At 40.9% G+C, this 20,247-nt stretch carries 15 protein-coding genes; 13 read left to right on the top strand and 2 right to left on the bottom strand.

Annotated features, from left to right (window positions below):
• Window positions 1-135 precede the first annotated feature (135 nt).
• Both btsR and RHO12_12095 read right to left on the bottom strand, forming a co-directional pair.
• Entirely contained in the window at window positions 136-855 is a 720-nt protein-coding gene (gene btsR / locus RHO12_12090; protein ID WVD66090.1) for a two-component system response regulator BtsR, read from the bottom strand.
• A complete protein-coding gene (locus RHO12_12095) occupies window positions 855-2,546 on the bottom strand; it encodes a sensor histidine kinase (protein WVD66091.1) in 1,692 nt (563 codons plus the stop codon). The genes btsR and RHO12_12095 overlap by 1 nt, the downstream gene beginning before the upstream one ends.
• 91 nt (window positions 2,547-2,637) lie before the next feature.
• Between RHO12_12095 and trmB the strand changes: the two genes are divergently transcribed.
• From trmB to RHO12_12160, 13 genes are all read left to right on the top strand, one after another.
• A complete protein-coding gene (gene trmB / locus RHO12_12100; GenBank protein ID WVD66092.1) occupies window positions 2,638-3,366 on the top strand; it encodes a tRNA (guanosine(46)-N7)-methyltransferase TrmB in 729 nt (242 codons plus the stop codon).
• Between the two features lie 145 nt (window positions 3,367-3,511).
• Window positions 3,512-4,234 carry an oxygen-insensitive NADPH nitroreductase gene (gene nfsA / locus RHO12_12105; GenBank protein ID WVD66093.1) on the top strand — a complete coding sequence of 241 codons (723 nt, stop codon included), beginning with the start codon at window positions 3,512-3,514 and terminating at the stop codon, window positions 4,232-4,234.
• Entirely contained in the window at window positions 4,234-5,406 is a 1,173-nt protein-coding gene (locus RHO12_12110) for a histidine-type phosphatase (GenBank protein ID WVD66094.1), read from the top strand. The genes nfsA and RHO12_12110 overlap by 1 nt, the downstream gene beginning before the upstream one ends.
• Before the next feature lie 219 nt (window positions 5,407-5,625).
• On the top strand, window positions 5,626-8,013 hold the full coding sequence (gene vgrG / locus RHO12_12115) for a type VI secretion system tip protein VgrG (protein ID WVD66095.1): 2,388 nt from the start codon (window positions 5,626-5,628) through the stop codon (window positions 8,011-8,013).
• Between the two features lie 7 nt (window positions 8,014-8,020).
• Window positions 8,021-8,974 (top strand): hypothetical protein, encoded by a 954-nt coding sequence (locus RHO12_12120; protein ID WVD66096.1) that lies wholly within the window; start codon window positions 8,021-8,023, stop codon window positions 8,972-8,974.
• A complete protein-coding gene (locus tag RHO12_12125) occupies window positions 8,971-12,387 on the top strand; it encodes a T6SS effector BTH_I2691 family protein (protein ID WVD66097.1) in 3,417 nt (1,138 codons plus the stop codon). The genes RHO12_12120 and RHO12_12125 overlap by 4 nt, the downstream gene beginning before the upstream one ends.
• A gap of 20 nt (window positions 12,388-12,407) precedes the next feature.
• Window positions 12,408-13,367, top strand: a complete 960-nt coding sequence (locus RHO12_12130) for a putative type VI secretion system effector (protein ID WVD66098.1) — start codon at window positions 12,408-12,410, stop codon at window positions 13,365-13,367.
• Between the two features lie 9 nt (window positions 13,368-13,376).
• On the top strand, window positions 13,377-14,348 hold the full coding sequence (locus RHO12_12135) for a putative type VI secretion system effector (protein WVD66099.1): 972 nt from the start codon (window positions 13,377-13,379) through the stop codon (window positions 14,346-14,348).
• 9 nt (window positions 14,349-14,357) lie between these two features.
• Window positions 14,358-15,323 (top strand): putative type VI secretion system effector, encoded by a 966-nt coding sequence (locus RHO12_12140; protein WVD66100.1) that lies wholly within the window; start codon window positions 14,358-14,360, stop codon window positions 15,321-15,323.
• Between the two features lie 9 nt (window positions 15,324-15,332).
• Entirely contained in the window at window positions 15,333-16,298 is a 966-nt protein-coding gene (locus tag RHO12_12145) for a putative type VI secretion system effector (protein WVD66101.1), read from the top strand.
• Window positions 16,299-16,307: 9 nt separating this feature from the next.
• Window positions 16,308-17,279, top strand: a complete 972-nt coding sequence (locus RHO12_12150) for a putative type VI secretion system effector (GenBank protein WVD66102.1) — start codon at window positions 16,308-16,310, stop codon at window positions 17,277-17,279.
• Window positions 17,280-17,551: 272 nt separating this feature from the next.
• The gene (aat, locus tag RHO12_12155) at window positions 17,552-18,244 is read left to right on the top strand and encodes a leucyl/phenylalanyl-tRNA--protein transferase (protein WVD66103.1); all 693 of its coding nucleotides are present in this window, start codon (window positions 17,552-17,554) and stop codon (window positions 18,242-18,244) included.
• 14 nt (window positions 18,245-18,258) lie between these two features.
• Entirely contained in the window at window positions 18,259-20,232 is a 1,974-nt protein-coding gene (locus RHO12_12160) for an extracellular solute-binding protein (protein ID WVD66104.1), read from the top strand.
• Window positions 20,233-20,247: the final 15 nt, after the last annotated feature.

The raw sequence follows: 20,247 nt of genomic DNA on the forward strand, positions 1-20,247 counted from the left end.
TAAATTAGCAAGGTGAGTGGTTGAAAACCGTGAGCTAATGGTTGGTAACAATATGCAACATCAAATAAAGCCGACAGCTAGCATATGATGCTTACTCAAAAATAGACTAATTTTAATCAAAATTTAGCCCGGCCATTAGCCAAGACCTAATTGCTCTTTTAGCGCTTTTAAATACCTGCGGCTAACAGGAATAGCGACATCATTAGTTAAAATAATTTCAGTATGGCCGCTTGGATCAAAGCGTATTTCTTTAAGCTGTTTGATATTAATAAGGTATTGCCGATGACAGTAGATCAGCTCGGTTTTTTCTGCCAACGTTTTAAGGGTTAATTCGGTAAAATACTCAACATGGTCTTGATTGAACACATAAACCCCACTCGCTCTTGAACTCGCGTAATAGACATCATCGGGATTAAGCAAATAGATTTTGCTATGGCCAATACAAGGGATATATTTTAGTTGATGGCTCGCCTCAAGTTGTTTTATGTTTTGCGCCAGGTTATTGTTTGATAAACGTTGTAATGTCTTATGCAAACGGTTAGCGTCAATCGGTTTAAGTAAGTAGTCGAAAGCCTCTGCTTCGAAAGCTTTTATCGCATATTCATCATAAGCAGTTAAAAAGACGATATAAGGCATTTTCTGAGGGTCGAGCATACTGAGCATTTCAAGCCCGTTAATTTTCGGCATTTGAATGTCGAGAAACACCACATCAGGGCTAAGGCCGTGAATCGCTTTTATGGCCTCAAACGCATTACTACATTCAGCAACAATATTAATGTGCTCATGCTGCCTTAGCAAACAGCGTAGATTCTCGCGTGCTAATGGTTCATCATCTACAATGATTACGGTTAACATTAATTACCATCCTTTGCCATGGGTAACGATATTATCACTCGAGTATATTGATCGGCTTTGCACGCAATTTTCACGCCGTATTGCTTGCCATACCGAACTTGAATGCGCTTGTGGACCAAATTAAGTCCAAGTCCTTGATTGTCTTTTAATTCTTCTCGATAATTGCCGGCATTATCTTCGACTTCAAGCAGTAAAATATCCTGTTGTTGATAGGCTCTGATAGTGACAGAACCTTGACCAATCATCTGCGAGATACCATGCTTAATGGCATTTTCCACAATAGGTTGTAATGAAAAGGCGGGTAGCTGCGCATTTTCAAGTGTAGCCGGTACGCTAATGGTAATATCGAGTTTATCCATAAACCGCATCTTTTCAATTTCAAGGTAAGCGGTAATATGGTCAAGCTCATCTTTTAATGACACGATTTCCTCTGGTCGTTTTAAGTTTTTCCGAAAGAAGGTCGACAGATTCTGCACTAACTCCGAAGCTTGCCTCTGATCTCTACGAATGACGGCTAATAAAGTATTTAATGCGTTAAATAAAAAATGGGGATTAACTTGAGCATGCAGTAATTTGATCTCAGTTCTCGACAGCAGTTGTTTATAGCGCTCATTTTGGCCAGTTAAAATTTGCGCGGATAAAAGACTGGCAATTCCTTCGCCTAAAGTGCGATTAATTGAACTAAATAAGGTATTTTTGGCTTCGTAAAGTTTAATGGCGCCAACGACTTTATTATTTTCTCCTCGTAGCGGGATCACAAGCGTAGAGCCCAGGCGACAATTCTTACTGATAGAGCACTGATAAGGCTCATGTATACCATCAAGGTATTTCACTTCGTCATTTTCGATTGATTGCAAGGTCGATTTTGAGGCAATGGTGGTACCTGGCAAATGATGATCGCTACCGATGCCAATAAACGCCAAAATTTTCTCTCGATCGGTAATTGAAACGGCACCAACGCCTAATGCTTGGTAAATAATATGCGCGACTTTGGTACTATTTTCTTGATTAAAGCCATCACGAAGTAAGCCCTCAGTGCTGGCTGCAATGGTTAATGCTTTAGATGAAAATGCAGAGGTGTATTTTTCAAACATTGCTCTTCGATCAAGTAAGATACGCATAAACATTGCGGCACCAAAGCTATTGGCAACAATCATCGGCGCCGCAATATTTTGTACGGCATGTAAAACAGTGCTAAATGGTTTTGAAAAAAGAAGAATCATCACCATTTCCAGTGACTCCATTAGCATAGCCAAAATAGCAACCACTAATGGGTTATAAATCAGATCGACGCGGCCTTTTTTCATTAAAACATGATGCACGAGACCGCTGATAAAACCGGTTAAAATAGTCGAAAACATACATGTTTCGGCGGTAATTCCACCTAACGTATAACGGTGGATCCCACCCGTGATACCGACCAACAATCCAACATAAGGCCCTCCAAGTAAGCCGCCCAAAATAGCGCCAATCGCCCTCGTATTAGCTAAGGTATCTTCAATTTCAAAACTAAAATAGGTGCCCATTATGCAAAAAAAAGAGAAGATCACATAACACAGTAACTTATGGGGTAGATGAACGGTGACTTGCATCACAGGGATAAACAACTTAGTCTTGCTTAGCATGTAAGCAATCACTAAGTAAACGCACATTTGTTGTAGAAGTTGCAAAATTAAATTAAATTCAAACATATTTGTCTTGTATTATTCGGCTAAACGCTAGCGACAGATTCTAACTTACGTTAAACTATTAAGCTAATTTATTGTATAGCAAGATAGTAGTATGAATCAAAAAACCAATACGATGACAACTAAATTGATGGAAGATGGGCGACCGCTGCGCCAAATCCGTAGTTTTGTATTAAGACAAGGGCGCTTAACCAAAGGGCAACAGCAAGCCCTTTCGGCACTATGGCCGACATTAGGTATTGATTACCAAGTAGACACCAAGCTCAATTTCAACCAAATTTTTAATAATAGCAATAACGTAACATTAGAGATCGGTTTTGGAATGGGGGCATCATTTACTGAAATGGCCCAAAATGCCCAAGATGAAAATTTTTTAGGTATTGAAGTTCATCTCCCCGGGGTTGGCGCCTGCTTAATGGCGGCGGAGCAAGCACACCTAAATAATATTCGCGTTATGTGTCACGATGCGGTTGAAGTATTAGAAACCATGATTGCCGATAACTCGCTAACTAAAATTCAAATCTTTTTCCCCGATCCTTGGCATAAAGCAAAACATAATAAACGACGAATTATACAACCGCATTTTGTACAACTACTCAAACAAAAGCTAGCTATCGGTGGGATCTTACATTTAGCGACCGATTGGCAACCTTATGCCCAGCACATGCTAGCGGTATTAAGTAGCGCGTCAGGGTTTACCAATTTGTCCACTGATAATACTTATATACCAAGGCCTGACGATCGCCCCCTAACTAAATTTGAAAAACGTGGCGTTAATTTAGGCCATGGAGTTTGGGATTTACAATTTAAACGTGTGCAATAGTTGCCACGATTCATTATCAGCGATTAATATATGAGCATTATCACCTTAATCCTATCCTGAAATTGCATTGATGGCATAATTTCAGGGTAGCTATCGGGTGTTTGATCGCCACCATAAAGTTTATTTCAAACCGAGGGATATAACGATGAACTCAACGATTGATTTACTTTGTAGGCACCGCTCTATTCGTGCTTATTTACCTACCGCAATCACACCAGAGCAAATTGATGCTATTTTTACCGCTGCGCGCGCAGCATCAAGCTCTAGTTTTCTACAATGCTCTAGCATTATTCGTATCACTGATAGCGATAGCCGTAAAAAAATAGCCCACTACGCGGGTGACCAAAATTACGTGATTCAAGCGCCTGAGTTCTGGATCTTTTGTGCCGATTTTAATCGCCACTATCAGATCGAGCCGACGATTAATTTGGCTAAAGCTGAGCAGCTGCTATTGGGGTGCATTGACACCGCTATTATGGCACAAAATGCGGTGATCGCCGCCGAATCGCTAGGCTTAGGATGCGTTTATATCGGAGGTATTCGTAACAACATCCAACACGTCACTGATCTATTAAAGTTACCTAAATTTGTCTTGCCACTTTTTGGTTTATGCATTGGCCATGCGAATCAAAATCCAGAGCTAAAGCCACGTTTACCTAAAAGTTTACTCTTTTTTACCGATCAATATCAGCCATTAGATCAAGCGCAGCTTAAGCAGTACGATGCGCAATTGGCGCAATATTATTCGGCTCGTTCTGAACATCAAAAATTGGGTGGCTGGAGTGATAAAATTGCACAAACCCTTAATAAGGAAGAACGTGATTTTATGCTCAACTATTTACACAAGCAAGGGTGGATTTTGAAATAATGGACACATTAACATTAGAACAAGTTATTGTCTTGAGCCGGCATGGCATTAGGACGCCGTTACCTCATACGCTGGAATTTTTAAGCGAGTTGACATCGAAAAACTGGCCTAAATGGGACTGTGCGCCAGGTTATTTAACCACCCGAGGAGGAACGCTGGAAAGTTATTTTGGTAATTATTTGATAAACTACCTAGCGGGTTTAGAGTTTACCTTATCTCCTGACGACATTTTTATTTATGCCAACAGCATACAGCGCACGGTTGCGACCGCGCAGTATTTTAGTGTGGGCGCGTTTGCCGGATTAGATGTACCTGTAAGGCACCGCTATCCGATTGACCGAATGGACCCAATTTTTGATTCTATTATTCGTGATGGTTCACCAGCATTTCAAACCCGTGTAATTAATGATTTTAAGCGCCATACTCACTCAGCGGAGCTAATCGAAAAACTGGATCAACGCTTAGCACCTGCCTATGACTTACTCTCCGATATTTTGGACTATAAACAGTCGACGTTTTACCAACAATATCAATGTGAATTTTCGCAGCTACCTACACAAGTTGATATTATCGCAGGCAAAGAGCCACTGCTACGTGGGCCCTTGGCGTTAGGTACGGCGATCGCCGATGCATTTACATTGCAGCACTACTCCGGTTTTGCAAAACATGATGTGGCTTGGGGAGGCATCACCACTGCGCAGCAATGGCAAACAATTATTAATGTTAAAAATCAATCTCTTAATCTGTTATGTCAATCACCGGTATTAGCCACCCATTTTGCGTTACCATTGGTTGAATTTATAACGGCACTATTTGCCGAAGAAAAACATAAATTTAACCTACTCGTTGGCCACGATAGTAATATTTTTGCCTTATTAGCGGCGCTTGGCTTTGAGCATAGCTCGCTACCAGAACAATATGAGCAAGCACCGATCGGTGGTAAAGTGGTCTTTTACCTCTGGCATGATAAACAACGGCAGCAACACTATTTTAAAGCAGAATTTATTTATCAAACGTTTGAACAACTCCACTTAGCTGAGCCGATAAGCCTAACTAACCCACCTAAACATATCACGTTAAACTTTAGCGATATTACCCCTAAACAGCCTGGGTTATATTTATGGCAAGATGTCAGTAAGAAACTGCATAATTTCTTAGTTAACGCAGATTAATAACACAATTAACTAACTGGTTGAAAATCAAGCAGTTGGTTAAAGGTGTCGATGCTAGATAGCCCAACGGCGGAGGGCAAATTACGCGCAAAAATGTAAAAATAGTCATTGAACTTTGACTGCTTTTAATCGAGAATGATGCGAAAAATATAGCCAATGAAGGCTAATAACAATAATACCGCAATAATAAAAACAGAATAAGATAAAAGGAGTTACCCCATGGCCAGCGGGCTTGATACTGCATTAGATCCACTTACCAACGCACTTAGCGCCCAGCAACATAATAAGTATGCAGTGACGCTTTCAGGCTTATCATCCGCGCTCTCGGTCTTATCGGTTCAAGGTAATGAAGCCCTCAACCAGCCATGGCGTTACGAGATTATCGTCACTAGCCTTGACCCGCATATCTCGATCGATAGCGTGCTTAACCAGCCTGCCCAGTTTAGCTTTATCGCGCCGCATCTTATGCAACAGGTCACCCACATTAGCTCACTCGATAAACCAGCAATGCCGCGCACCTTATATGGGGTAGTGACTGAGTTTGCTCAGCTATCGGTCAATAAAGATGAAGCCCATTATCGGCTGGTACTCCAGCCACGACTGGCGCTATTTGCGAATGACCATTATAGCGCCATTTACCAAAACCAAAGTGTGGTCAGCGTAGTGGAAGAGGTGCTACGCCGCCATGGTTTTACCGGCGTCGATTACCGCTTAGTGTTAAAAGACAGCTACCCAGCCCGAGAGTTTATCACCCAATGGCAAGAGAGCGACCTGGCGTTTATTCAGCGTTTACTGGCCGATGTCGGTATTTGGTTACGCTTTGAAAGCCACGCCGAACACAACTGTGATGTATTAGTATTAAGCGATTATGAACAGGGTTTTGAGGACGTCGGCAGCATTAGTTATCAATTACCGAGCGGGATGATGGATAACGCACGCGATAGCGTGTGGGAGTTACAGTTTGCCAGCAAAAGCGTAGCGCGTCAGGTGAAGGTAAATGATTATAATTATCGAGAAGCACCAGCCGACCTTCACGCACAAATAAACTCACAACCTAAAGAGGTTACCACCGCCGGCACCGATTACCGCTATGGTGAGCACTTTAAACGTAAAGGTGATGACAACATTATTGAAAGCGGCAGTTGGTATGCCAAAATCCGCCATCAGCAGCAGATTAGTGAACAGATTATTATTCACGGTAACGCCAATGACTACCACTTAGCCCCAGGGCAACGGCTGATTATTAGCGGTAGCCCAATCAACGGCATCAGTGAAGGGATAGTGATTTTAGCGACCGAGTGCTATGGTGACCGCAGCGAGGCGTATCACGTCAAGTTTACCGCTATGCCGTATAACGTATTAAAACCGTATCGCCCGGCACCGTTACCGTGGCCGCAAGTGACCGGCACGCTGCCGGCGCGGGTGACCAGTCCTGATAATGACACCTATGGCTATATTGACACCATGGGGCGTTACCGAGTTAAATTTGATTTTGATTTAAAAACCTGGCGCAGCGGTGAAGAGAGCTTATGGGTTAGGCTAGCAAAGCCGTATGCCGGCGACCGCTATGGTTTTCACTTCCCCTTAATCGATGGTACCGAGGTGGCTATCGCCTTTACCGATAGTAACCCAGATAGACCGTATATCGCCCATGCCATGCATGACAGCACACATCCTGACCCTGTCACGACTATCAATAAACACCGCAATGTGCTGCGAACGCCAGCCAACAACAAACTGCGGATGGATGATAAACGCGGGCAAGAGCATATTAAACTGGCCACCGAATACGGCAAAAGCCAGCTTAACCTCGGTCACTTAGTTAACCAAAACAGAGAGCAACGCGGTGCCGGCTTTGAGCTACGTACCGACGAATGGGGCGCCATTAGCGCGAACAAAGGTTTATACCTAACCGCGCAAAGCGAGCCACAAGCGCAAGGTCAGCAGCTCGATATGCAAGGCGCGATTGCCCAGCTGGAAAACGCCTTATCGATTGCCAAAGCGCTACAAAATGCCGCGAATACCGCGCAGGCGCACCCCGCTGATATCGACAGTCAACAGCAGCTACAAAGCGCACTCAACCAATTAACCGACGCCGGCGTGATTGCTTACGCACCAGCCGGTATTGCTTTAACCAGTGATGAAAATATCCAGCTCTCCAGCGGTAACAGCATCAGCTTAACCAGTGAACAGCAAACTGATATTAGCGCGCTTAACAATATCACCTTAGCCTCATCTGAGGCAGTCGGCATCTTCGCCCATAAGGCTGGTATTAAGCTACTGGCTAACCAAGGTCAAGTCGAACTGCACGCCCAAAATGACGCCATGGCTATCGCCGCTAAGCAAGATATTAAAATAGATAGCGTAGATGGCAAAGTGACTATCTCGGCACTTGATGGCCTTAATTTGCTCGCTGGCGGTTCGTATATTACCATCAACGGCAAGGGCATCGAGCTCGGCTCATCTGGCAATGTGACCATTAAAGCGGCAGCGCTGCAAAAAATGGGGCCAGCTAATAGGGATGCTAAGGCTTCCTTACCATCGACTTGTGATATTTCACTACAAGAGGCCGATAAACTACAACAAGGAAGTGTAAAGCTAAGCTAATATGAATATGATGGATGATATTAACGGCAGCGATAATGAACAACAGGTTGCCGTAATTTTTCAACAAATATGTGCATTATCGGTACCGTGCAATAATAACGTTTACCTAATTTATCAACCTAACGATACGGCTTCAATATTAGCGGAACTCACTGCGCAAAAGCCATTAAGCTTATTTGACTACCCGGGCTATCAAATAAAATATAGCCCAGGATTGATGGTACTCGATCTTGCCGATAAAGATGATCAAGCGATATTAAAACAAAGTATTATTGAATTTTATAAGGCGATTGAGCCCCAAGCGATATTACTTGCTAAACCTCGCACAGTATATGGTTGGGTATTTTCTTCATTCAGTGCTGACATATTAGCAAAACAACTCGGTAAAATCGCGATTCAACCATCATCTGATGGTGATCAGTTGCTCCGCTACTTTGATCCTAGCGTATTATCGCCATTATTGCTGACTATTCTTAGCCCGTTTCAAAAAGATAAACTCCTTAATTCGGTATATTATTGGTTATACCTTGATGGCGATGGCGAGTTAATAATAGAAAAAAATCACAGGGCACTGCGTAAACAACTGACCAACCATTTGGCGATCAATCAGCAACAATGGCAAGATATCGCTAGGATAGAAAGCCGCAACCAAGCCTTAGCCCGTTATCGGTTTTTTCACCCTGATCCGTCATCCTTAGCAGAAAAAGCAGCAGATAAAATAATTTTTGCCGCTTTTATACAGGCTAACGCTAAAGGTTATAGTGAAAAACGAGATTTGGCTGAATACGCCTATCGCTGTTTAGCCATTCACCCCAATTTTATTGACCACCCAATCATCAAAACTATGGTCAAACAGAATAAAACGCCATCATTAATCAAGCAATTGCATAGTATTAGCCCGTTACAATGGGATGTGATAGCTGATGAGTGCCGCGTTAACATGACAGGAGTTGAACAATGAGTTTGTGTAATAAATGCCAGTCTAAAGGGTTACCTATTTACCCAGTGCGGTATGCTGTTGCGCCTGATTATACGCAGGCTAAGTTACCTGCATGGGCAGAGAAAAAACAACTGCCTAATTTAAGCGCACAAAGTAAATATGTACTTAGAACCATGCGAAAAGGGTATCTTTATGTCTTTAGTCAATATGATACGGCGCCATTATATTTAGATCTATCCGTTTACGCCGTTGACGAACAAGGTGGATTTTGGCAGCAAGATATCAGTAAAGAGCTAGATCTACTGCAATTCAACTGCGATATTGTACAAAAACAGCAACCGATCCCGTTGTCTGATTCGCCAACCAGTTGTAACAATAGTGCCCACTCATCGAGTAATATCGCTTTTATTACCATTGATAAACCCGAACAGTGTGACACCGTCTGGCTAGTATTTAGTGAACATAAATGGAGCTATGCAACCTTAGAACAATATTTTTACGATAACGACAAACGCAACGCACGTGCGCAAGTGGTTAAACCAAAGCAGTGGTTGTCGGTGCAAAAGAGCCAAGATGGGATCACCATCGCTGATGAACACAGCATTACAACCACAATGGATATCACATTGTTAAATAGCTTTAGCAACGATTTAAATAGCCTAGCGTATAATAAACCACTACTAAATTCGCATAATTTCAATTTTAGCTACCCCTATTTATATGCTGCTGAGCCTTTAAAAGAAGATCCGATTTCAAATAGTACGCTTAACAGCGAACCTTTTAAGTACAATAAATTACGCTTTACTAAGCGTAACACCTTAACGCCATGGCCTCATATGCCAGCAGAAATGCGTAACCAAACGTTAATACGTAGCAATTATTCGACGCATTTAGCCAATAAAATGAACGCGCTAAACCGCAATAGCACTGGCTGCCCACCAATGATGGTGGCATTAATCGACAGCATTGGCATTGCCGCCGAGTTAAGTAGTTGGGGCAATAATGCGATTAATTCAGTTAAAAAAGTGATCACTGAACGGCAGCGTGAAAATGCCACATTTAGTGGCATTCAGCTACTGGAAGAGACGATAAAAAATAGTGATTATGCTGATAATGAAGATAAATTTTTTGAAGATCTTAACAGGAAAAATAAAGCGTATTTGTCTGATGCACGGCTCCATCATAGTGATGGTATCCTTGATAATCATTTACTTAGAACGGCTGAGGATAACGGCATAAAACCTTGGGATACCGAGCAAAAAGCAAAAGGTAAACGCGTTATTGATATAATCGAACAATCTAATTCGCCATCTCAATCGAAAGTTATCCATCCCTTCGAGATCAATGGTTCATATGCCTATTCAGTTCCTCCTCTTGAGGATATATATCCAGATAAATTCAACGCCTATTATTTAAAGGATGATGCAATATCGACGCTTAAGTCGATTAATGAAAATTATCTTATCGAAACAATTGGGGAACCAAAATATAGCAATATTTTTGATGAAACTTTTAAGCTTGAAGATGATTCTGATATGCTAAAAATTAAGCGACTGAAAAATGAGTTAAGCGCTTTAAATGCAGACTTTTCGATTAAGGCTGCTATTTATAAGCGGCAGTGGCATCAACAACATCAAACACAGCTTTCGGGTGAGCAGCGTTGGCGTAAATATCAAGCATGTTTAAATAACGATTATGAAATTTATAAAAAAGAGTATGCCATTTTTATCGAAGATACCGATAACTATATCAGCGGGTTACTCGATGATCTAATCGTCTGGGTTAATGGTTTTAGTCAAAACTCGCAGCAGGCGTTTGCATTAGCGGCAGATGATTTAGAACGCGATAGCGACAACTATCTTGCTTTTGCCAATGATATTTTAATGACGCTCGGCATGCAGGCTGAAAGCGATAAAGTTAGTCAGCTTTTTACCCAGTTAATTGAAGACAGTGCATTAGATGGCCATAATATCGTTTGGTCAAGTGTACTTGCAGGGCGTAAATTGGATAAAACTGCCCAGCGCAAATGCGTTAACTTTTTATTATCCCTTAATAAAAATAGTGTCGCGTCGAATATGTCTTACGGTCAGCTACTTGATAAATTGTCAACCGTGATTAATTTTTATTCTGGTAGCTCAATTGAAAATGATACCGTTATTGATTTAGCAGGGAGTATTAATGCGATTAGTGGTGCCGTATTTACTGCGCCACCAAAGCCGCATAATGAAATTGTTATCGCTAAAGAGATGGCATCATTACTCAATAGCAAACGCGGTGCGATTGGTGAGGAAAATTCACCACAAGCCCAAATAAGCGCTGCGTATATCAAACCGATTAAAGAGGCAAGTGCGGCAGCATTAATGCCACTGCTAAAATATTTACAGCATGTGAGTGGTAACATATCGTCAGAATTTGCCCAAGCTTGGTTTGTGGCAGCCATGCCAGGTCGGTTATCAAAAGGAGCACTAAGTCAATTAATGGCGACTTATGAAGCCTTTGCCAGTAGGCTTAAACAGGAGATGGTAAAAGATGTTGCAACAATGGGCAATAAATTAGCGGCAGGTTACCAGCAAGTCGCTGAGCTGACTAAAAATGCCTTATCCAGTCGCTTGGTTGGTGGTGCGCTAGTCAGCGGATTATTGGGTTATCAGCTATTTACAATGTATCATATCTTATCAGACCGCACACTTAAAACCCATACACAGCAAACTGAAGCCAATCTACAGTTGTCAGTAGCCGCGACAGCGTCAGTATCATTAAGTTTTCGTTTAGTGGCGATCTATGGTGAACATAATCGTTTAAGTGAGTCGCTATTAGGTAATGTTAAGTTTTTAGGTAATTTTTTTGGTTTTATCTCGGGTCTAGCTAAAGCAACCTCTATTTTTGGGGAAGATAATAAAGGTAAATCAGCTACCGAAAAAGGGTTGTCTGTTCTTTCTTATATCACAGAAATTATTGGTACGGTTGATTTATTTTTTCAGTTAGGTAAAACGAGTTTAATTGAATTTGTGAATACTAAATTGATCTTAATTTTATCTTCTTTGAAAAGTGCTTATCTGAGAGTTTTTGTTACCTTGTTTACAGAGCGGTTCTTGATGGGATTTTTACTGATTGCGATAAATCCATGGGTTAGCTTAGGAATCTTTTTGATTCAGTTATTGATTGAGCTTAATAAAGACGACGATATGCAGATCTGGTTAAGGCGCTGTCGTTTTGGTAAGGCGCAACTAAGGTTGGATCGTGATTATGATGATCGTTATCTCTCATCTGAGCAGGAGGTGAAGGAACTCAAGGCAATTTTTGAAAAATTCCAACAGCAAACTGCCGAATATCAAACGGAACAAGATGCAATAGAGGCGAAAGCGAGACAAAAAGAAATAAATTCGCTGGTGAGTCCAAGTGACTGGCAAAATTTACATAATATGCACTGGTAGTCTATATTAAGGGGTTGATTATGGCTTACGCCACATTTACTGAAAAAGATCTTGTCTATCGCGATAAAGAAGAGTTACTAAAAAAAACCGGTATCAGTATTCCCGATCCGATTTTGCCACCAAAAAAATTGGTGCGTTTAACCGGTACACTATCCGAGTTTAAAGCTATTTTTTGCCAAGCTCCTCTCGGTGATGGGGCCTATATGACGGAAGAGCAAAAGCAACAGCAAAAAGCTAAGCTAAGGACCGGAGCGGCTGCTGCCATGCTTAACGGCAACAGCACTGCGGCATTAGCAGCGCTAGGGCGCGCCGATGGACAAGATCGTAGCAACTACCTTCCTGCACAATATATTACGGCAAAATTAGATAATAAAATTCAGTTAAAAGGCTGGCTGGGTTTTTTTAAATTTAATGATGGCGATCAGGTTGAGGTCGTGGCGGAGCAGCATGCAAACCATTATGAAGTCTATGCCATGCTTAAACCTACCGAGCAAATTATCTGTATTATTCCCCCCTGTATGGGAGGGCGTAAGCAAGCATTTAAAGATTCTATAGTGATATTTTTTATAATTTATGTTTTATTTTCACTCTTTATGAATTATGTTTTTTTTAGTTTTACTTTAGAAGATATATTAATCGTTTTTGGTACCTTAGGGTTTTTTTTTGGTCTTGCGAGTATATTTACCTATGGTAAATTCAGAACCTCTTTTGTTGAACTCGCTGAACAGATTTTTACCACCTTAGGTTGGCAAAATGCACAATACATTAATTTAAGAAAGATGACTAAACAATATATTGATGAGCTAATTGTTCAAAATAAATATCCAGTAGAATGGTCGGTAGCAAAGGATACTTATACAATACCGCATAAATCTCAAGTCGCACTATGCCTTTTTTATTATCAGCCCGAAGTGGTATTTAAAAAAGCTAATAATAATTCTAAGCCTAAGCCTAAGCCTAAGCCTAAGCTGCCTAGGTAATGCATTATTATGGTAGATAAAAATACGATTCCCTATGCCACATTTACTGAAAAAGATATTGTCTATCGCGATAAAGAAGAGTTACTAAAAAAAACGGGTATCAGTATTTCCGATCCAATTTTGCCACCGAAAAAATTGGTGCGCTTAACCGGCACGCTATCCGAATTTAAAAGTATTTTATGTAGAGCACCTCTCGGTGATGGGGCCTATATGACAGAAGAGCAAAAACAGCAGCATAAAGCCAAACTTCGCACTGGCGCTGCGGCAGCCATGCTTAATGGCAATAGTACTGTGGCATTGGCCGCATTAGGGCGCGCCGATGGGCAAGATCGTAGCAACTATCTTGCAGCACAGTATATTAATGCAAAACTAGATAATAGCATTCAGTTAAAAGGCTGGTTAGGTTTTTTTAAATTTAATGATGGTGATCAGGTTGAGGTCGTGGCGGAGCAGCATACTGACCATTATGAAGTGTATGCCATGCTTAAACCTAGTGAGCAGATTATTTGCATTATTCCGCCTTGTAGCGGGGGGCGGAAAAAGGCATTGAAAGATTTCTTAATAATATTTTTTAGTTTTTATATTTTATTTACAGCAGGGATGCTTGCGCTATTTGGTAGTTTTACCTTAGACGATATTGTTCCCGCTTATGCTGGAATAGGCGTTTTATTTGGTCTTGCTGGTATATTTACTTATGGTAAATTCAGAACCTCTTTTGTTGAACTCGCTGAGCAAATTTTTACCACTTTAGGTTGGAAAAATGTTCAGTATATTAATTTAAGGGCAATGACTAATCAACATATTGAGGAGTTAATTACACAAGGCAAATATTCTCTTGATTGGACAGAGTTTAAAGATACTTGGGTAAGACCAGCCAGAAATTCGTCTAAAAGTGCCATGGGGCTCTATTACTATCAGCCAGAAGTGGTATTTAAAAAAGCTAATAATAATTCTAAGCCTAAGCCTAAGCTGCCTAGGTAATGCATTATTATGCTAGATAAAAATACGATGCCCTATGCCACATTTAGCGATAAAGATACTATCTATCGCGATAAGGAGGAGTTACTAAAAAAAACCGGTATTAGCATCCCTGATCCAATTTTACCACCAAAAAAGCTTGTCCGTTTAACGGGTACTTTATCTGAACTTAAGTCTATTTTTTGTCGGGCACCCTTAATGGATGGCGCTTATATGAGTGACGAGCAAAAACAGCGGCAAAAAGCTAAGTTAAGGACCGGAGCCGCGGCAGCGATGCTTAACGGTAACAGCACTGCGGCATTAGCCGCATTAGGGCGTGCCGATGGGCAAGATCGCAGTAATTATATGGCAGCGCAATATATTACGGCAAAATTAGATAACACTATTCAGTTAAAAGGCTGGCTGGGTTTTTTTAAATTTAATGATGGCGATCAGGTTGAAGTAGTCGCTGAGCAGCATGCTGACCATTATGAAGTCTATGCCATGTTAAAACCTGCCGAGCAAATTATCTGTATTATCCCCCCTTGCATGGAGGGACGAAAAAATGCACCTAAAGATTTTTTAAGATTATTTTTTCTATTTTATATTTTATTTACGGCAGGGATGCTTGCGCTATTTGGTAGTTTTACCTTAGACGATATTATTCCCGCTTATGCTGGAATAGGCGTTTTATTTGGTCTTGCTGCTATCGTTGCATGTTACAAATTTAGGACTACTTATGTAACTTTAGCCGAGCAAATTTTTACTACCTTAGGTTGGCAAAATGTTGAGTATATTAATTTATGGGCGATGACTAAACAACATATTGATACATTGATTAAACAAGGCAAATATTCGCTTGAATGGGACCCATTGAAAGACATGTGGATAAGACCAGCAAAAAATAAATCTAAAAGCGCTATGGGACTTTTTTATTATCAGCCAGAAGTGGTATTTAAAAAAGCTAATAATAATTCTAAGCCTAAGCGGCCTAGGTAATGCATTATTATGCTAGATAAAAATACGATTCCCTATGCCACATTTAGCGATAAAGACATTGTCTATCGCGATAAAGAGGAGTTACTCAAAAAAACGGGTATCAGTATCCCCGATCCGATTTTACCACCGAAAAAGCTGGTGCGGTTAACTGGTACATTATCCGAGTTTAAAGCTATTTTTTGCCGAGCCCCCTTAATGGATGGTGCTTATATGACGGAAGAGCAAAAACAGCAGCAAAAAGCTAAGTTAAGGACCGGAGCCGCGGCAGCGATGCTTAACGGCAACAGCACTGCGGCATTAGCGGCATTAGGTCGTGCTGATGGGAAAGATGATAGTAATTATCTTCCTGCGTTATACATTAGTGGTAAGCTGAATGGTACCATATCGCTAAAAGGTTGGTTAGGATGCTTTCAGTTTAATGATGGTGATCAGGTTGAAGTTGTGGCGGAGCAGCATGCCGACCATTATGAAGTATATGCCATGCTAAAACCTGCTGAGCAGATTATTTGCATTATTCCGCCTTGTAGCGGGGGACGGAAAAAGGCATTGAAAGATTTCTTAATAATATTTTTTAGTTTTTATGTTTTATTTACAGCAGGGATGCTTGCGCTATTTGGTAGTTTTACCTTAGATGATATTGTGCCCGCTTATGCTGGAATAGGCGTTTTATTTGGTCTTATAGGTATAGTTGCATATGGTAAATTTAAAGCTACATATGTAGAGTTAGCAGAGCAAATTTTTACCACTTTAGGTTGGCAACATGTTGAATATATTAACTTAAGGAAGATGACTAAACAGCATATTGATGAGCTAATTATGCAAGGAAAATATTCCTTAGAATGGAATTCAGGGATTGATATGTTTATCAGGCCGAATAAATGTGACTCAAAGAGTGCTATAGGTGTCTATTATTATCGGCCAGAAGTGGTATTTAAAAAAGCTAATAATAATTCTAAGCCTAAGCGGCCTAGGTAATGCATTATTATGCTAGATAAAAATACGATTCCCTATGCTACATTTAATAACAAAGATACTGCGTATACAAGTAAGGAGGATTTACTTAAAAAAACAGGTATCAGCATTCCTGATCCAATTTTACCACCAAAAAAATTGGTGCGCTTAACTGGTACATTATCCGAGTTTAAAGCTATTTTTTGCCGAGCACCATTGATGGGAAATGCTTATATGACGGATGAACAAAAGCAGCAGCAAAAAGCTAAGTTAAGGACCGGAGCCGCGGCAGCCATGCTTAATGGCAACAGTACTGCCGCATTAGCGGCACTAGGGCGGGCTGATGGGAAAGATGATAGTAATTACCTTCCTGCGTTATACATTAGTGGTAAGCTGAATGGTACCATATCGCTAAAAGGTTGGTTAGGATGCTTTCAATTTAACGATGGTGATCAAGTTGAAGTGGTGGCGGAGCAGCATGCTGACCATTATGAAGTGTATGCGATGCTTAAACCTGCTGAGCAGATTATTTGCATTATTCCTCCTTGTAGTGGTGGACGTAATAAATTACTTAAAAATTTTATTACTTCATTTTTTATATTTTATGTTTTATTTTCACTTTTTATGATTTATGTTTTTTTTAGCTTTAATCTAGAAGATATATTGATTGTTTTTTTTACATTAGGGGGATTTTTAGGAATTTTAAGTATACTGACATACGGTAGTTTTAGAACCACTTATGTAGAGCTTGCCGAGCAGATTTTTGCCACCTTAGGTTGGAAAAATGTCCAGTATATTAATTTAAAAGCCATGACTAAAGATCATATTGATGAGCTAATTGTGCAAGGTAAATATTCTCTGGATTGGGATAATGCTAAAGATATCGGACGTAGGCCCGCTAAAAGTGCATCAAGGCGTGCAATAGGGCTTTTTTATTATCAGCCCGAAGTGGTATTTAAAAAAACTAGCAATCAAGCTAAGTTAAAGCAAAAAACGCGCAGATAATTTATCCGTAGTTTGCAGATAATCAGCAATGCTCTAAATAGTAATAGCTGATAGCAAAGGCATTACTCGGTTCGATTGCTTTTTGGCTAGATGCACTGTTCAATAGGCGCGATTTTATCAATTTTATTGTTATCTTTATTTTTTGCTAGCAATAAAGTGTATTGTGGTTGGCAGAAATTAAAGCCATGGTTACGGTTATTGATTTAGTTTTACGTCAATTTTTATGTATAATAGCCGAAAACATTAATAACTAATTTAATTCGGGCTATAGTGTGCCACTCCATGTTTTAAATGATTCATTAATATTCCCTGATCCCAATGATGGATTAATTGAACCTAATGGGCTATTGGCTGTTGGGGGCGATCTCTCTTCATCACGCTTGCTTGCGGCTTATCAACAAGGAATATTCCCTTGGTTTAGCGAGGGTGAACCGATTTTATGGTGGTCGCCTGATCCAAGAGCGGTGATCGATCCTCAGCAGCTGCATAATAGCCGTTCATTTAAAAAATTTTTACAACGTAGCGATTATCGCGTCAGTATTAATACTGATTTTAGCGCGGTGATAGCAGGTTGTGCCCGTTACCATAAGCAAACATGGATCACCGATGATATGCTAGCGGCATATCTCAAATTACATCAATTAGGTTTTGCCCATTCGATTGAAGTTTGGCAAAATAATCGTTTAATTGGTGGTTTATATGGCATTGCGCAAGGGGCCTTGTTTTGCGGCGAGTCAATGTTTAGCAGCCAAACCAATGCATCTAAAGTCGGTTTGTATGCCTTTTGTCAGCACTTTATTTTGCATGGCGGCGCGCTGATCGATTGCCAAGTTCTTAACGATCATACCGCGTCGCTCGGTGCGTTTGAATTGCCGCGTGAGGTTTACTTAACCTATCTTAAACAGTTGCAAGTCAGTGCAGTCACTCAGCACTGTTATCAGCAACAATTTATTGAGTACCATTGATGATGAGGAAAAAAATGTTTAATCGTTTAACGACAATATTACAATCATTAGTGCTATTAGGTTTATTCAATGGTTTATATAGTTCGTTTGCGCTAGCTAACGACACGCAGCAAGTTGATGTCACCCCGTTGTCAGCGATCAGCATAGATGCTGTCGCTAACGATCCTAGCGTAGACGGTTTAAGCACTGAACATGAAGTTACTGCTTCTCAAACGCCAATCGCTTTGCACCCCGCTGAAAAAATTATTACCAGTACCGCATTTGCGTTAATCGGTAAGCCCAAATATCCACATGATTTTGCCCATTTTGATTATGTCAATCCTAATGCCCCTAAAGGGGGGACGCTAAAACTAGCCGAAATTGGTAGCTATGACAATTTTAATCGTTTTGCTAGCCGCGGCGCGGCAGAGCACTCATCAGCAGCCATCTATGAATCGCTATTTACCGGGTCAGATGATGAATTAAGCAGTTATTATCCGTTACTCGCCACCTCTATTACTTATTCCGATCAGTACCAATGGGCGGAGGTCACCTTAAATCCAGCCGCCTATTTTAGTGATGGGGTACCATTAACCGCTGATGATGTTGAATTTACCTTCGACAAAATGATGACCGAAGGGGCATCACAATACCGCGTTTATTATAAAGGCGTTAAAGTAAAAGCGCTGGATAAATACCGTGTCAGATTTGAATTACCCGTAGCCAACCGCGAACAGTTGCTGTCGTTTGTCGGTAATTTTAGCGTGTTCCCTCGGCATTTTTGGCAAAATAAAAACCTAGCTGAGCCATTAGCAACGCCGCCCATCGGTAGTGCACCTTATATAATAGGTGAGTATAAACTCGGCCAGTATGCGGTTTATCAAAGAGATAACAATTATTGGGGCAACCATTTAGCCGTCAATCAGGGGCGTAACAATTTTGACGCGCAAAGAATTGATTATTTTTTAGATGATAGTATCGCATTAGAAGCGTTTAAAGCGGGTGAATATGATTTCCGAGCTGAGGAGCAGCCCAAAAATTGGTTTACGCAATACCAAGGCAAGCCATTTGATAATCATTTTATTATTAAAAAGCAAGATGATATGACTACGGCGGTCAATACCCGCTGGTTAGCCTTTAATATTGAGCGACCGATTTTTAATGATATTCGCGTTAGAAAAGCGCTAACCTTAGCATTTGATTTTGCTTGGCTTAACCATGCATTTTATTATGATAGCTATAAGCAACCGATGAGCTTTTTTGAAAATACCCCTTATGCCGCACAAGGCGAACCAAGCGAGCAGGAACTGAAGTGGTTACGACCATTTGCGGCGATTATTCCCAAAGCGGTGTTTGGCGAAGCTTATCATCTTCCAGCAAGTGACGGTAATGGCTTTAATCGGCCAAATTTATTAGCGGCAAAAGAATTATTAGCCCAGGCGGGCTGGGTGGTTGATGGTAATCAATTAATCAATGAGCAAACCGGTGAGCCTTTTGAGTTTGAATTACTGGCCTATATGGGCTCGGATCTTAAATATGCCATCCCTTATCAGCAGAGTCTGGCTAAATTAGGCATCAATATGACCATTACCACCGTCGATTATGCACAAGCTACCCGCCGGTTACGTCAGCGTGATTATGATATGGTGCCAAGGCTTTATGATGCTCACTTTTACCCTTCATCGGCATTAATCATCGAGTGGGGCTCTGCCTATCTTGATTCGTCATGGAACTCGTCGGGTTTGCACAACTCTGCGATTGATTTTTTAATTGCGCAAATTCCTAATTATCTCGATGACCAAGCAAATTTACAGGCGCTGGGCAGGGCATTAGATCGCGTTTTAACGCAAGAATACCCGATGATCCCGATGTGGTACCCGCGTTATACTTACTATGCTTACTGGGATAAGTTTAGACAACCAGCCGTTAAGCCGCTTTATGCTATCGGATTAAATAATTGGTGGTATGATGCCGACAGTGCCGCTAAACTGCCTAACCACCATGAGTAGCAAGGAGACGATATT

Source organism: Orbaceae bacterium lpD02, from assembly GCA_036251875.1.
GTDB classification, from domain to species: domain Bacteria; phylum Pseudomonadota; class Gammaproteobacteria; order Enterobacterales; family Orbaceae; genus Orbus; species Orbus sturtevantii.

What these genes read in the sequence shown, in the direction of transcription:
- RHO12_12135 (WVD66099.1), top strand. Translation starts at nt 13,377, where the DNA reads ATGGTAGATAAAAATACGATTCCCTATGCCACATTTACTGAAAAAGAT.
- RHO12_12095 (WVD66091.1), bottom strand. Translation starts at nt 2,546, where the DNA reads ATGTTTGAATTTAATTTAATTTTGCAACTTCTACAACAAATGTGCGTT.
- RHO12_12130 (WVD66098.1), top strand. Translation starts at nt 12,408, where the DNA reads ATGGCTTACGCCACATTTACTGAAAAAGATCTTGTCTATCGCGATAAA.
- nfsA (WVD66093.1), top strand. Translation starts at nt 3,512, where the DNA reads ATGAACTCAACGATTGATTTACTTTGTAGGCACCGCTCTATTCGTGCT.
- RHO12_12110 (WVD66094.1), top strand. Translation starts at nt 4,234, where the DNA reads ATGGACACATTAACATTAGAACAAGTTATTGTCTTGAGCCGGCATGGC.
- btsR (WVD66090.1), bottom strand. Translation starts at nt 855, where the DNA reads ATGTTAACCGTAATCATTGTAGATGATGAACCATTAGCACGCGAGAAT.
- RHO12_12140 (WVD66100.1), top strand. Translation starts at nt 14,358, where the DNA reads ATGCTAGATAAAAATACGATGCCCTATGCCACATTTAGCGATAAAGAT.
- RHO12_12145 (WVD66101.1), top strand. Translation starts at nt 15,333, where the DNA reads ATGCTAGATAAAAATACGATTCCCTATGCCACATTTAGCGATAAAGAC.
- trmB (WVD66092.1), top strand. Translation starts at nt 2,638, where the DNA reads ATGAATCAAAAAACCAATACGATGACAACTAAATTGATGGAAGATGGG.
- RHO12_12150 (WVD66102.1), top strand. Translation starts at nt 16,308, where the DNA reads ATGCTAGATAAAAATACGATTCCCTATGCTACATTTAATAACAAAGAT.
- RHO12_12120 (WVD66096.1), top strand. Translation starts at nt 8,021, where the DNA reads ATGATGGATGATATTAACGGCAGCGATAATGAACAACAGGTTGCCGTA.
- vgrG (WVD66095.1), top strand. Translation starts at nt 5,626, where the DNA reads ATGGCCAGCGGGCTTGATACTGCATTAGATCCACTTACCAACGCACTT.
- RHO12_12125 (WVD66097.1), top strand. Translation starts at nt 8,971, where the DNA reads ATGAGTTTGTGTAATAAATGCCAGTCTAAAGGGTTACCTATTTACCCA.
- RHO12_12160 (WVD66104.1), top strand. Translation starts at nt 18,259, where the DNA reads ATGTTTAATCGTTTAACGACAATATTACAATCATTAGTGCTATTAGGT.